Origin of the sequence: Microbacterium sp. SORGH_AS_0421, assembly GCF_030818635.1 — a bacterium.
In the GTDB taxonomy this organism is placed as follows: domain Bacteria; phylum Actinomycetota; class Actinomycetes; order Actinomycetales; family Microbacteriaceae; genus Microbacterium.
In genome coordinates, this window is record NZ_JAUTAO010000001.1 from 338706 (window position 1) to 352979 (window position 14274).

The 14274-nt window shown below is 71.4% G+C and carries 11 protein-coding genes; 2 read left to right on the plus strand and 9 right to left on the minus strand.

What is annotated here, in order from left to right:
• The first annotated feature begins 118 nt into the window (after positions 1-118).
• A complete protein-coding gene (locus QE416_RS01665) occupies positions 119-733 on the plus strand; it encodes an amino acid deaminase (protein WP_307312997.1) in 615 nt (204 codons plus the stop codon).
• Positions 734-1062: 329 nt separating this feature from the next.
• Here the strand turns inward: QE416_RS01665 and QE416_RS01670 are convergent, their stop codons facing one another.
• The 5 genes from QE416_RS01670 to QE416_RS01690 all read right to left on the minus strand — a co-directional run bounded on the left by QE416_RS01670 (position 1063) and on the right by QE416_RS01690 (position 7292).
• Entirely contained in the window at positions 1063-2190 is a 1128-nt protein-coding gene (locus QE416_RS01670; protein ID WP_307312998.1) for a LacI family DNA-binding transcriptional regulator, read from the minus strand.
• A 10-nt stretch (positions 2191-2200) separates the two neighbouring features.
• Positions 2201-4066, minus strand: coding sequence for a glycoside hydrolase family 3 protein (locus QE416_RS01675; protein WP_307312999.1), 1866 nt, complete (start codon positions 4064-4066; stop codon positions 2201-2203).
• Between the two features lie 103 nt (positions 4067-4169).
• Positions 4170-5066: a carbohydrate ABC transporter permease gene (locus tag QE416_RS01680; RefSeq protein WP_210073288.1), complete on the minus strand. Its 897-nt coding sequence runs from the start codon at positions 5064-5066 to the stop codon at positions 4170-4172.
• Between the two features lie 11 nt (positions 5067-5077).
• Positions 5078-6025 carry a carbohydrate ABC transporter permease gene (locus QE416_RS01685; protein ID WP_210073286.1) on the minus strand — a complete coding sequence of 316 codons (948 nt, stop codon included), beginning with the start codon at positions 6023-6025 and terminating at the stop codon, positions 5078-5080.
• 4 nt (positions 6026-6029) lie between these two features.
• Positions 6030-7292: an extracellular solute-binding protein gene (locus tag QE416_RS01690; protein WP_307313002.1), complete on the minus strand. Its 1263-nt coding sequence runs from the start codon at positions 7290-7292 to the stop codon at positions 6030-6032.
• 873 nt (positions 7293-8165) lie between these two features.
• Here QE416_RS01690 and QE416_RS01695 point away from each other — a divergent pair.
• Positions 8166-8975, plus strand: a complete 810-nt coding sequence (locus QE416_RS01695; protein ID WP_307313003.1) for a type IV toxin-antitoxin system AbiEi family antitoxin domain-containing protein — start codon at positions 8166-8168, stop codon at positions 8973-8975.
• Between the two features lie 312 nt (positions 8976-9287).
• On the opposite strand, the gene QE416_RS01700 is transcribed toward QE416_RS01695, so the two are convergent.
• From QE416_RS01700 to QE416_RS01715, 4 genes are all read right to left on the minus strand, one after another.
• The gene (locus QE416_RS01700) at positions 9288-9893 is read right to left on the minus strand and encodes a TetR/AcrR family transcriptional regulator (RefSeq protein WP_307313004.1); all 606 of its coding nucleotides are present in this window, start codon (positions 9891-9893) and stop codon (positions 9288-9290) included.
• A gap of 75 nt (positions 9894-9968) precedes the next feature.
• A complete protein-coding gene (locus tag QE416_RS01705) occupies positions 9969-11570 on the minus strand; it encodes a glucoamylase family protein (protein ID WP_307313005.1) in 1602 nt (533 codons plus the stop codon).
• 240 nt (positions 11571-11810) lie between these two features.
• Positions 11811-13319, minus strand: coding sequence for a helix-turn-helix domain-containing protein (locus QE416_RS01710; protein WP_307313007.1), 1509 nt, complete (start codon positions 13317-13319; stop codon positions 11811-11813).
• 43 nt (positions 13320-13362) lie between these two features.
• The gene (locus QE416_RS01715) at positions 13363-14274 is read right to left on the minus strand and encodes a DUF917 family protein (RefSeq protein WP_307313008.1); all 912 of its coding nucleotides are present in this window, start codon (positions 14272-14274) and stop codon (positions 13363-13365) included.

Genomic DNA, 14274 nt, shown 5'->3' on the forward strand with positions numbered 1-14274 from the left:
ACTCCTGTCGTGGACGTTGCGTCCATGATGCATGTCATATGTGGACGTAATGTCCACATCGTGTAAACGATGGATGAACGGCGCCTGTGCGCCCCCGCGCCCGCCCTAGCGTGGAGCGGTGCACACCCTCGACGCCGCCGCGCACCTCGCGGTCACCGACCCCGTCGCCGCAATCGACTCCCTCCCCTGGCTCTCCGCCGCGCTCGCCGAGGATCGCGCGGCCGGCCGCTTCGCCGCGTGGGGACACTCGACGGTGATCGACGAGAACGTCGGGGCGGCGGTGCTCCCCCGCGCCCTGTTCGACGAGCTGCACCGCCGTGCGGGCCTGGCGGCGACGTGGCCGATCGGCAACGCCGGGGTCCTGCACGTCTACGGCTACCTGCTCTCGACCACCCCCACCCCCTACGGCCTGAAACGCGAGCGGTGGGTGACGAGCGACTTGGAACGCGCGTGCGGACTCGAGGCCGGGGCGTTCACCCCGTGGGCCGGCGCGCAGACGCTCCTATCGCGCGCCGCCGCGGCCGCGTCGGCGTTGCTGGCCCGCCCAGATGCCCTGACCGAGCAGGCCGAGGGCCGCACCGCGCGCATCGCTCTCGGCGCCCCGCTGCCCGAGGGCACCGCGGCTCTGGCCTACGCGGTCGACGGACTCCTCATCACGATGTTCCCGGTCGCCGATCCCTCAGCATTACGGGCGGATCTGGGCGCCCCGCGGCTGCGGTGGAACGCGGCCTGAGCCGAACGGTCGCGAACCGTCCCGCGGAGTCCCGGGCGGACACGCCCGGCCACGGCATCCCGGACCGGCGTGTCACCCACGAACTCCGCCCGACGGCACACCCCACCGCCCCCAAACCGTCCCGCGGAAACCCCCGCCGACACGCCCAGCCACGGCATCCCGGACCGGCGTGTCACCCACGAACTCCGCCCAACGGCACACCCCACCGCCCCCAAACCGTCCCGCGGAACCCCCCGCCGACACGCCCAGCCACGGCATCCCGAACCGGCCTGTCACCCACGAACTCCGCCCAACGGCACACCACCGGCCCGTCGACGACGGATGGAACCTCAGCAGCCGCAGCTGCGACGCACCAGCACCTGCGGCTCGAAAACGACGTCGAACGCCCCGCCCTCCGGCGGCGAGCCCGCCGTTCCGGCGAGGATCCGCGCGGCGGCTCGTCCCATTGCCTCCATCGGCTGGCGGACCGTCGTCAGCGGCGGGGTGGTCAGGCGCGATCCGAGCGTGCCGTCGAACCCGGTCACGATCACGTCGTCCGGCACCCGCACCCCCTCCGCCGCCAGGACGTCGAGAAGGGTGAAGGCGTTCTGATCGGTCGCGCAGGCGAAGGCCCGCGGCATCCGCCCCTCGGCGAGGAGCGCGCGCACCTGCGGCACGAGCTCGTCCTCGCCGCGCACGGTCGCGTCGATGGAGTCGAGACGAGGGCGGATGCCGCGGGCCTCGAGCTCCGCGATCATCGCGTCCCGACGCTCCACGGCATCCGTCGCCTCGAGGCGCCCGACGAAGGCGATATCGGTCGCGGCGTGCTCCTCGACGAGGTGGGCGACGAGGTCGCGCATCCCTCGCGCATTGTCGACCCGCACGCGGTGGTGGGGATCGTCGGCCGGGGCGGCGCTGAAGAGCACGATCGGAATGCTCGGTGTGTGCCGCGCCAGGGTCGGGGCGGTCTGGGGGGACGGGAAGATCGCCAGTCCATCGACGCGGCCGACGGTGTCGGCGACCGAGACATCGGCATCCGATCCGCTGCTGAGCATGACCGGTCGTCCCAGCGCCCAGCACTCCAGCTCGAAACCGCGCTGGACCTCGTCGACGTACAGCGGGAAGGCGCGGGGGTCCGACAGCACGTCGTCGTCGGTCTGGTCCCAGGGGATCACTCCCCCGGTGTCGAGCGCCGGCGACTGCATCCCGCTGAGGGGTTGCGCCCGCGGGTCGGCCCGCTCGAGCAGCAGGTCGAAGGCGTGCAGACCGAGGATCCCGGTGCGCCCGCGCGCGAGCCCGCGGGCGGCGCCGCTCGGGGCGTATCCCAGCCGCCGAGCGGCGTCGAGCACCCGCTGGCGCGTCGCGTCGCTGAGCTTGTCGGGGCGGCGGAAGGCGAACGACACCGACGCGATCGAGACTCTCGCCTCCTGCGCGACGTCGTACACGGTCGGTCGACGCGTCGTCTGCTCCTCCGTCATCGGATCGGCCCTAACCCCTCTGCGACACCGTCGCCATCGCGCCCTCGAGCTCCAGCCCGTGATGCACGGGGAAGACGGGGTCGCCGCTGTCCGACGGTACATCCTCGCGCGAGGAACGCACGGCATCCATCGACCGGGGGATCTCGATCGGCAACCGACCCCGCGGAGCGACACGACCCGTGAGCGCATCGAGCACCGCCGCCGCCGAGCTGCCGTAGTCGGCGACGATGGCCGCGGCATGCCCCACGAACGGTGTGAGGATCGCGGGACGGTCGAGGTTCACCACGATGACGAGGGGGCAGGATGCCGCGATCTGGTTCAACCGGTAGACCAGGCCCGGCGCGAACTCGAGCGACCCCTGGTGGAACCAGGCCTCGAGGAAGAGGTCGTCGCGAGGCTCGAACGGCGCGCCGATGCGGACCAGGGCGAGGTCGGCCTCGGCCGGGTCGGCCACCACGCGCCCGAGCTCGGCCACGTCGTCGACCGAGAAGCCCTCGACGTAGACGTTCCCCGCGGGACGGAGGGGCAGAATCGACCCCTCGTTCACCAGCACGGTGAGCGAACGCGCCTGCGCCCGCTCGCCGAGGGCGCGGAACTCGGCATTGCCCACGACCCGCTCGGCCTCGTCGACGTCGACGTACGGGTCGTCGAAAAGACCGAGCTGGAACTTCACCCGCAGCAACCGCCGCACCGACGCGTCGATGCGCTCCTCGGACACCCGGCCCGAGCGCACGAGATCGACGAGCATCTCGACGCATTCCTCTCCGCCGAACTGGTCGCTCCCGGCATCCAGGATCTTCTCCATGCGCTCCACGGCGGTGAGGTGCTCGACGCCCCACGCCCGGGCGGGCAGCACCTGGTCGCCGACGTGGTTGTCGTTGACGAGTTCCCAGTCGGTCACCACGACGCCGTCGTAGCCGAGCTGTTCGCGCAGCAGGCCCGTGACGATCTGGCGGTTGTACCCGAACCCGACCTCTTCAATGGGCTCCCCGTCGACCTCGAGGCCGACCGGCATCCCGTAGTACGGCATCATCGCGGCGGTGCCGCGGCGAATCGCCTCGCGGAACGGCGCGAGGTGGTAGTCGAACATACCGCCGGGGTACACCTGCTCGCGCCCGTAGGGGAAGTGCGCGTCCTCACCGCCCTGCTGGGGTCCACCGCCCGGGAAGTGCTTCGTCGTGCAGGCGACGCTGTGGGGTCCGAGTTCGTCGCCCTGGAAGCCCTGCAGGTACGCCGCGGTGAAGGCGGTGACCCGCTCGGCATCCTGTCCGAGGGTCTGAGCCTGTCGACCCCAGCGCGGTTCGGTGGCGAGGTCGATCTGCGGGTGCAGAGCGGCGCGGATGCCGACGGCGACGTACTCGCGCCGCGCGACCTCGGCGAACTCGCGCACGGTGTCGACGTCGTCGAGGGCGGCGAGCCCCAGCCCTTCGGGCCACTGCGAGAAGGGACCGGCCGAGAAGGCGACGCCCGTGTTCTCGACGAACGCGTGACGCGGGTCGGTGCTGATCGTGACCGGGATGCCGTGAGGTGTGGTCTCGGCGAGCGCCTGGAGGTTGTTGTTCCAGGTCGCCGCCTGGCGTGCGGTGCGGATCGCGTGCACGTTGAAGTGGTTCATGCTCTTGTGCACCACGACCGTGGTCGTGGGCGACTTCGAGATCTTGCCCGGGGTCTCCAGGAGCTCGCCCTCGTCACCGACCTCGATGACGGTCTGGAACATCAGACCGACCTTCTCTTCGAGGCTGAGGCGCTGGAGGAGGTCGTCGGTGCGCTCGTCGACGCCGAGCGTCGGGTTCTCATACGGGTCCATCACACCGTTGCCGTTGAGGTCGCGAAAGCGCGTGCCGTCGGGCGCGGTGAGAAAGCGGGCGGAGGTCATGGGGGTCCTTTCGAGGCCGCCGGTGCAGGAGCCGGCGGCGGAGCTCGGGGGGCGGGCCGACACGGGGCCGGGCGGGCCGCCGTGACAGGGGCCCGCCCGCGCCTCACTTCAGGCCGGTCGAGGCGATGCCCTGGATGAAGTAGCGCTGCAAGAAGACGAACAGCAGGATGATCGGCGCGATGACCAGCACCGAACCGGCCAGCAGCAGGCCGTAGTCGGTGGCGTTCTGCCCCGTCGAGTACAGCGACAGCGCGACCGGCAGGGTGTACTTCGCCTCGGTCTGCGCCGCCACGAGCGGCCAGAGGAAGTTGTTCCACGAGGCGAGGAAGGTCAGGATGCCGAGGGTCGCCAGCGGCGGCCCGCACAGCGGCATGACGATCCGGGCGAAGATCCGCAGCTCCCCGGCACCGTCGATGCGCGCGGCCTCCAGCAGCGGGTCCGGGATGCCGAGCATGAACTGCCGCATGAGGAAGACGCCCAGCGGGGTCGTGACGAACGGCAGGATGAGCGCGGCGTAGCTGTCGACGAGACCCAGCGACGACACCATCACGAACAGCGGCACGAACGTGACCACGCCGGGGACCATCAGGGTCACCATCACGACGACGAACAGCGCCTTCTTGCCGGGGAAGTCCATCTTCGCCAGCGCGTAGCCGACCATCGAGCAGAACACGAGGTTGCCGAGGACCGTGAACAGGGCCACGACGACGCTGTTGCCGAAGAACTGACCGAAGTTCAGCTGCCCGAACCAGGCGCCGAAGTTGTCCCAGGTGAACTGCTGCGGCCACCACGTCGGCGGACGCTGCAGGATCTCGCGCTGCGTCTTGACCGAGCCCAGCAGCATCCAGGCGAAGGGCAGGATCCACACGAGCAGGCCGACGACGAGCACGATGTAGGTGAGCAACCGGCCCGGGGCCATGCGGTCGGGCGACCGGCGCCGGCGCGGCGGCTCGACGGTCTGGGCGGCGGCGGCGGGAGCCGCGGGAGACGTGAGTGTCATGGCATCCTCCCTCAATCCTTCGAGCGCAGCACGCGGAACTGCACCAGGCTGAGCAGCGCGATCGCGAGGAAGAGCAGGTAGCTCGCAGCCGAGGCCGCGCCGTACTGCCCGAAACCGAACTGCTTGAACGTGTAGTACGCCACCGAGAGGGTGGAGTTGAGCGGGCCGCCCTGGGTCATCACGAAGGCCTCCTCGAAGAACTGCAGGAACCCGACCGAGATGAGCACCGCGCCCAGCAGCAGCGTCGGACGCAGCAGCGGCAGGGTCACCGAGGTCAGGCGCCGCCACGACGAGGCGCCGTCCATGAGGGCGGCCTCCTTCACGTCGGTGGGGATGGCCTGGAGCCCGGCGAGGAAGATCACCATGAGGGTGCCGACGTTGCGCCAGACCGCCATCGCGATGAGCGACGGCAGCGCCGTGCGGGTGTCGTTGAGCCAGTCCGGACCCTGGATGCCGATGATGGCCAGTGCCGAGTTCAGCAGCCCCTCCGGCTGGAGGATGTAGCGCCACACCACCGCGACGGCCACGATGCTCGTGACGACCGGGGCGTAGAAGCCCACCCGCAGCACCGAGACGATGCGGCCGTTGCTGGCGTTGAGCGCGAGGGCGAGAGCCAAAGCGAGAGCCATCGTCACCGGGATGCCGACGACGACGAACGTCGCGGTCACGCCCAGCGAGGTCAGGAAGACCGGGTCGCCGAGGACCCCGGCGTACTGCTGGAGTCCCACGAAGTTCACCGAGAACGGCGAGCGGATGTCGCGGGCCGTGAAGTCCGTGAACGACATCGCGAACGAGCCCACGATCGGCACGACCATGAAGACCGCGAAGACCGCGACGAACGGCAGGGCGAAGCCCCACGCGACCCATCCCTGGCGCCGACGGCGGCTCGACGCCCCGCCGGCGCGGGCGCGACCGGGCGCACGACGCGTCCCGGTCGCGCCCACGACTGCCTGCGTCACGGCCTCAGCCCAGACCCAGCTGGTCGGCGGTGGCCTGGAGCTCCTTCAACCCGTCGGCCGGGGACTGCTGGCCGAGACGGATCTTCTCGAGCATCGCGTCGCCGGCCGCGGCGACCTGCACCCACGTCGTGACGGCGGGCACCGACTTGGCGGTCTCGAGCTGCGTGCCGAACGCGGCGAGCGTCTTGGACGAGGCGAGGGCGTCGGCCTTCCAGGCATCCTGAACAGCGGGGAGGTCACCGGTCGCGTCGTACCACGCGGCCTGCGTGTCGGGCTGCGTGAGCCACTGGACGAGCTTCCACGCGCTGGCGGCGTTCTTCGAGTTGTCGAACACGGCGAGGTTGGCGCCACCGCTGAACGACGTCGACGACTCCTTGGCCGGCAGCACCGCGGTGGTGAACTTGTCGCTGAAGCCGGCGCCGCCGAGCGTCTCGAGCTGACCGATGAGGAAGGGGCCGTCGATGAGCATCGGGGTCTTGCCCGAGACGAAGTCCGCCTCCTGCGCCCCGGCCGAGCGATCGGCGGCCGGGTTGGCGATGCCGTCGGTGTAGAAGCTCTGGTAGTACTGGAACGCCTCGGCGGTCTCGGGAGTGTCGAGGGTCCATTTCGACCCGTCCTCGAGCTGAGCACCGTTGGACCACGGCATCCACAGGTTGCCCTGGAACGAATCGTTGCCGGCGGGGAAGCGGATGCCGTAGTCGGCCCCACCCTTGGACTGCATGTCGGCGGCCATCTGCTTCAGCTCATCCCAGGTGGCGGGGGCCTTCGTCCATCCGGCCTGGGCCGCGATGTCGGTGCGGTAGTACAGCACGCGCGTGTCGACGTACCAGGGCACCCCGGTCGCGCGGTCGTCGATCATCGTCGAGTCGATCGCTCCGGGGAAGATGCCGTCGGTCGAGAGGTCGGTGGGAACCGTCTGCAGCGCGTCACCGAAGTCGGCCATCCACGTCGAGCCGACCATGGCGAGGTCGGGGGTGTTGCCGCCGGCGATCGCCGTCTGGAACTTGCTGTACGCGGCATCCCACGGCACGGGGGTGACGTCGACCGTGACACCCGGGTTGGCATCCTCGAACTGCTTCACGAACTCCGGCAGCGCCTCGCCCTCGGCACCCATCGCCCACATCGTGAGCGTGCCCTCGGCCTTGGCGTCACCGATCGTCGAGGCTTCGGCGGGACCGGAGCCGGTGTCGGAGGTGCGCCCGCAACCGGTGAGGGCGATCGCGGCCGCGGCGACCACGGCCACCGCGCTCCATCGGGTGATCTTCATTGTTCCTCCTCGAACGAGGCACCCGCCGTCGGGTGCCGCTTGCACGTCGCGGTTGAGTTTAAGCGCATAACCTTCGCGGTGCAACCCGTGGGCCGGATGCCGTGGGCCCGTGGGCCCGTCGGCCCGTGGGCCCGTAGGCCCGTAGGCCCGTAGGCCCGTAGGCCCGTAGGCCCGTAGGCCCGTAGGCCCGTAGGCCCGTAGGCCCGTCGACCGGCGCCGCGCGCCGTCAGGCGGAGCTCGTCGGCGACACGCCGCCCGGCGCCCTCCTCTGCCGGCGCGTCGGGCATGGACTCCGCTCGACGGCACGGCGAACAACGCCGGCCAGCGTGCCGTCTCGCGGAACTCGGCAGCGACACGCCACCCGGCGCCCTCCTCTGCCGGCCCGTCGGGCTTGAACTCCGCCCGACGGCACGGCAGACAACGCCGGCCAGCGTGCCGTCTCGCGGAACTCGGCAGCGACACGCCACCCGGCGCCCTCCTCTGCCGGCGCGTCGGGCATGGACTCCACTCGACGGCACGGCGGACAACGCCGGCCAGTGTGCCGTCTCGTGGAGTTCGGCGGCGACACACCACCCGGCGCCCTCCTCTGTCGGCGCGTCGGGCTTCGACTCCACTCGACGGCACGGCGGACAACCCCGGCCAGTGTGCCGTCTCGCGGAGATTCACGAGGACACACCGCTCAAGGGGCGATCGCCCCCGCGTGTCCTGCGCAAACTCCGCCCGGCGGCACGTCCCCCGATCCCCACTCCCGCACCCGGCCCACCCCACCTGGCGGCCGCCGCGGCTCCTCCCCAGATGACGAATTCCCCACGGCATCCACAGATGGGGACCGAACCGCACTGCGGACGCCGCAGAGTCCGCAAGCCTGGGGCGATGTGCAGCGGCTCGTCGATACACACCCGCACCGAGCTGTTCGCCGCGGGGATGACCCGTCGCGCGATCGAGAGCGCTCTGCAGGCCGGGAGGCTCGTACGCCTGCGGCGAGGGATATACGCGGATGCCGATGCGTGCGAGCCCGTCATGAGCGCCGCCCTGCTCGGCGGTCCACCGGCGTGCGTCAGCGCCGCGCGACATCACGGCCTGTGGACCATGGCCGCCCCGGAGCCGCTGCACGTCGGTCTGAGGCCACGCGGGCACCGGCGTGGGACCGGATCAGTGCCGCACTGGGACCACGATGTCGCCGACACCTTCGGCGTTCCCGCAGTGGCTCAGACCCTGCGGCAGATCCTCCGTTGCCGCGGGGTCGAGGACTTCGTCGTCGCCTTGGAATCCGCACTCCATCAGAGCAAGATCGGGCCCACCGAGCTGTCGTGGCTCGCGGCACACACGAACGACACGGGCCGCGAGGCGATCGCGTTCGCACGGAGCGACGCCGAGAGCGGGTTGGAAACCCTGGTCCGATGGCGTCTCCGAGACTGGGGCGTCGAGGTGAGGACACAGCACGGCGTCGTGTCGGTGGGACGCGTCGACCTCTTGCTCGGTGAACGCTTGATCGTCGAGGTCGACGGCGCAGACAACCATGCGAGCCCCGACCACCGGCACCGCGATCTCGTGCGCGACGCCCACGCCGCGGCGTGGGGCTTCGTCACCCTCCGCTTCGACTACGCGATGGTCGTGCACGACTGGCCGACGGTCGAGCTCGCCATCCGTGCTCACCTCGACCGAGGTCTGCACCGGGCGTGATCGCCGCACGGCCCCGCACGACCCGTACCGTCCGGCGGAATTCACGCCCGACAAGCCGGGCCACCGGCAGCCAGAACCGGCGTTTCACCACCAACTCCGCCGGACGGCCCAGGCGACCCCCACGAACGCCCCCACCACTGCCAGACCTCACACGTACCCTCCGGCGGAATCGACCGCCAACACGCCGAGCCATCGGCAGCCAGAACCGGCGTTTCACCACCAACTCCGCCGGACGGCCCAGGCGACCCGCACGATCTCCGCCGCACGGCCCACGAGCACCACCAGCCCACGGACGGAACGGATGCCGCCACCTCAGCCGTGAGGTTCGAGATAACCCCGCACGAACTCGGCGAAAAGCGCGGGCATGTCCACCGACTCGTCGAGGAGCCACTGCTGCTGCAGGCCGTCCATCACGGCGCTCAGCAGCCGCGCGGCGCGCTCCGGATCGACGTCGGCGCGCACCTCCCCCGCGGCCTGCCCGGCCCGCAGCAGCTCCGCGGCCGTCTCGGCGCTGCGGCGATACCGCTCGGCGAAAGCCTCGTGCGAGGGGTGGGCGGGGTCGCCGGCCTCGGCGACGACCAGTGTGTACAAAGACGTGAGGCCGCGCGTGGTGGCGTTGTGCGCGACCACTTTGCGCATCTGCTCGACGAGGGTGTGCTCGTCCGGGTCGCCGGCGGCCGCGCGGACGCGCTCGTCGCGCTGGCGCAACACCTCGGCGAACAGCTCCTCCTTCGAGGCGAAGTGGTGCAGGAGCCCCGCGGGGGTGAGGCCGACTCGGGCGGCGACCTCGCGGAGCGACCCTGCCGTCACGCCCGACCGCCCGAAGACGACGACCGCCTCGTCGACGATGCGTTGGCGCGTCTGCTGCCCCTTCGCATAGCTGCCGCGACGCCCGCGCTGTGCTGGTGCGTCGGTCATCGGCATCCCCTCCCCGTCCGGACACACCGATGCCCGGCACCTCCGCGAGGCACCGGGCATCTAGCGGTCGATCCGTCAGGGACGCGAGGCGCCCCACGACGAGCCGAAGACCTGCTGTTCGATGGCGGGCCGGAGGTTCTGCTCCATCCTGTCATCGACCATGTAGTCCTTCAGGGAGTCACCCGTCAGCGCGTTGCCGATCGCCGCCATGATCATCGACTGGTCGAGCGACAGGTATCGCTCGGCGATCGTGCCGCTCTTCACCGCGACGGCGTCGTAGAACCCGCCGGGCCCATAGGCGCCGAGCTTCTTCTCCAGGCCCCGCAGGTTCTTCAGCACACCGGCGCGGTCGTACGGCAACGCGAGGAACGCGGCATGCGGCGTGACGACGCCGTCACCGAAGGTGGGGTCGGGGTTCGTCCCCTCGGCGCAGCCCGGGCGGTCGATGTCGACGTCGGTCTTCTCGGCATCCGAGGTGTATCCGTCGGAGCGCATGCCGGCGATGTCGACGCCGTACTCGGCGTAGCCGCCGAAGGGGTTGCTGGCGGGCGAGAAGCCCCAGTACCCGTACCCGGCCTCTTTCAGCCCGTGACGCTTCTGCACCTCGACGGTGATCGGGTGGTTCACGCCCCACGAGCGAGGGCCCCATTCGGTCTCGGGGATCAGCAGATCGGGCATGAGCGCCTCGAACATGCTCCCGCCCCAGCTCGGGGCGAACGACATGCCGTCGTAGGAATACACGCCCTCATAGACGTCGACGCCGTCATAGGTGCGAGTCTCGCCGGTGGGCAGCTGCTCCTGCCACGCCCAGTCGCAGCCGGCGGGCATGGTGCGGTGGGTGCCGTACAGCCCCGTCGCCGGGATCGCCCCCTCCGAGATGCCGAGGTAGGTCGCGATGCGGCTCTCGCTCACGGTCGTGTCGTAGTGGTGGCACGTGTAGAACGCGGTCTCACCGCTGCCGTTGTACATCGGCGCCTCGACCGCACAGCCGTCGCCGGGAGGGGCCTCCCAGAAGCCGCCGCGGTTCGTGCCGGCCGGGAGTCCCGCCGCCCCCGCCGCGTCGAAGAACGCCGAGAAGTCCATCGACCGGTAGAGCGTGTCGGCTCGATCGGCGAGGGTCGGCTCGGCCTCGCGGACGATCCTCAGCCCCGCCGCGAGCCAGCCGTTGTCGACGGTGCTGAGGAACGGGTGGATGACCTCGCCCGAGGTCGGGAAGATCTCGAGCTTGGCGCCGGTGTCGGGCGCGTACCAGTTGTAGTACATACCGCTGGCGTCGTTGCGCTCCATCCTCTCGAGCGTCGACACCGTCGCGGTCAAGCGATCCCGCGCTTCGTCGGCGTCGATGATGCCGAGGTCGCGCGCGGTCACCGTCGACCACAGGTACCCGCCGATGTTGGTCGGCGAGGTGTAGCCGGATGCCGTGGACTCATCCAGCGCACCCCCGATGTTGTCGTCGGGAAGGCCGGTGTTCTCGTGGGCCATCGCCGCGAGCGAGGCCCAGGTGTCGGCGGCATAGCGCTCGAGGTCACGTGCGCCGGGGCCGGCATGCGCGGGCGGACCGGCGTGCCCCGGCGGACCGGGCTTCTCTGCCGGTGCGGCGACGGCGGGGGATGCCGCGGCGAGACCGCCCAGGACGAGTCCGACGACCGCGGTGGATGCCGCGAGGGTGTGCTTCATGACTGGCTCTCCTCATCGAAAGCGCTCCGGGGGGACGGAGCTCACTGCTCTAAAACCTTACACGCGAAAGGTATTCACGCAACCCTCCCCCCGTCGCCCCGCGGGGTCGGTGCTCGCGGCGTGAACCGTCGTGCGGAGTTCGTCCGAGACACGCCGATACATCGGCATCCCGAACGGCGTGTCCGGCCCACACTCCGCAGGACGGCGCGCCGCCAGCCGCCAGCCGCCCCCGCGACGGCCTCAGCGCAGCGCGCGGCAGGCGAGGTGCAGGGCGAGACGGGCGTCGGTGTCGGTGAGGTCGACGCCGAGCAACTCCTGCGCGCGAGCGATGCGCATCGCCACGGTATTGCGATGCAGGCCCAGGGCGGTCGCCGTGGCCGAGACGCCGGACTCGTGGTCGAGGTAAGCCGTCAACGTCTCGAGCAGTTCCGGGCCCTGCGAGGCGAGAGGAGCGAGGAGCGACTCGGCGGCGGGCACGAAGGTGTCGGACCCGGCCCACGACAGCAGCACCTGCTCGATGCCCAGGGCGTCGACGCGCACGAACCAGCCCGTCGCGGCGCGTCCGGCGGCGATGCGCGCGCCGTCGACCGCGCCGTCGATGCTGCGCAACAGCCCGCTCGCGCCACTGTCGAGCGACCCGACGCCGGTTGCGACGTCGAACGAGCGTCGCACCTGGTCGTGCAGGGCGCGCACGGCGGCGACGTGCTCGTCGAGGCGGTCCGGTGCCGGCGGCTCGGCGAAGCTCAGCCAGCCGGTCACGCCGCGGCCGCTGGTCACGGCCTGCGAGTCGACGGGGAGGGCAGCGAGGATCCGCCGAACGAAACGCAGCAGCTCGAGTGTCTCGAGCCGACGGCGCCCGGCGATGCGGAACGCGAGGTGGTACCCACCCGTGCGCCAGCCCCGCTCGCTCATGCGCTGCTCGACATCGGGGTCGCGGGCGTCGCGGGCCTCGAGGAACTCCCGGAGCAGACCGGATGCCACGGCGGCATCGCTCACGTCCGCCACCTCGTCGATGAGGATGCGCGCGGCCACCGCCGGCATCGCCACCTCCGCCGCCACGGCCAGGGCCGACAGCTGCGCGGCGCTGAGCCCCGTCCCGAAGACGGCCAGCCGCAGCCCCGCGCGGCTCGGGCTGTCGACGCGCACCGACGCGGCCGCTCCTTCGGCGACCGAGACCACGTCCTGCCAGAGGCCGAAGTCGATCGCCGCTCTCACCGGCTCGGGCAGGTCACCACCGGCTTGCAGCAGCACGCCCTCGGCGTCGATGAGCGCGACACCGTGTCCGACGCTGGCCGAGAGGTGGCGCAGCAGGTCGGCCAGGTGCGCGGCGGAGTACTCGATCGACTGCGCCACGCGCCTGACGTACCCGAGCGTCAGGGCGTCACGACCCTGAACGAGCTCCCACCCGGCGCGGGCCAGGGCCATCGGGTCGTCGACGGCGAGCAGGGTGAGCCCCAGGCGGGCGGCGAGGCCGCGACTGCCGGCCCCCAGCACATCCGCCCCGGAGAGGGCGAGACCGCGAAAGCCGCGGTCGCGCACGCGGCGCACGAGGGCGTCCTGCTGCCACGGCGCCGAGGGCGGTCGCTCGATGAGCGCGGCGAGGTCGCCGTCTCCCCGTTCGGGCAGCAGCGCTTCGCGCGCGGCGACCACCACACCGGCGAAGGCCTCGACGCCCGGGGCGTCGACCAGCACACGGACCCGGCCGTTCGCGGGGTGCGCCAGTAGCGCGCGCAGATCCAGGGGCGTCACGGCGCTCTCCTCGGTTGGCGGGGCGAGGATCGCAGCGCGGTCATCACGACTCCACCTCCAGATCGGGCAACCCATAGACGGCGGGCATCACGTGCGCGAGGCGGCCGGCGGCGGCCGTCCACCACGCCGGCGCCGGAAGCGACACCACGCGCACGTGACGGGCGAGCGTGACCGCGTCGACCTGGAGCACGTCGCCCGACACGCTGTCGATCGCCACGAGGATGTCGGGGGATGCCGCGATCGTCCGCCCGTCGCGGGTCACCGCGAGGAACTCCGACCGTGCGACCAGGCGCAGCAGCGCACCGTCGTCGCCGGTCAGCTCGATCGATCGGACGAAGGGGTCGTCGGGAACGGCGTCCACCGCACTCACCCGTCCCGCCGCGAGGATCCGCCCACCGGGGAGGCTCTCGCCGAAGACATCGGCGTCGCCCAGCGCGGCCGCCCGGGCGAAGGTGCCCGGGATGCCATGGGTCGCCAGGTCGCCGACGGTGAAGCCCGCGACGAGAACGGCGCCGGCACCCCCGGCTCGGATGAGACTCGCGCGTACGAGGCTCTCGACGTCGGCGGGCCGCGTGGATTCCACGACCATGACGCCCCCTCCGGTGTCGGCGACCAGCACCACACCGGGCACGGCGTCGACCACCAGGGAGAGCTGGTCGATCCCGGGCAGCGCGCGACCCATCAGATCGGCGTCGACGAGCGTGTAGTCGCGGGCGAGGAGGAACGGCGTGAGGCCGTTCAGGCCGGCCCCCTCCATCGCGCACACGGCCACTGCGGCCACCCCGGTCCAGCGCTCGGCCGCAGCCAGCAGCGGCACGAAGGCGTCTTCAGCGGGCACGCGTTCGCCCAGCAGGTAGGTCGACCCGGCGAATCCGACGGCGACGCACGGGGTGAGCGGGTCGAGGTCGTCGACGTCATGCACCTCGACCGGGCCGTCGAGCAGTTCGGCGGCCAT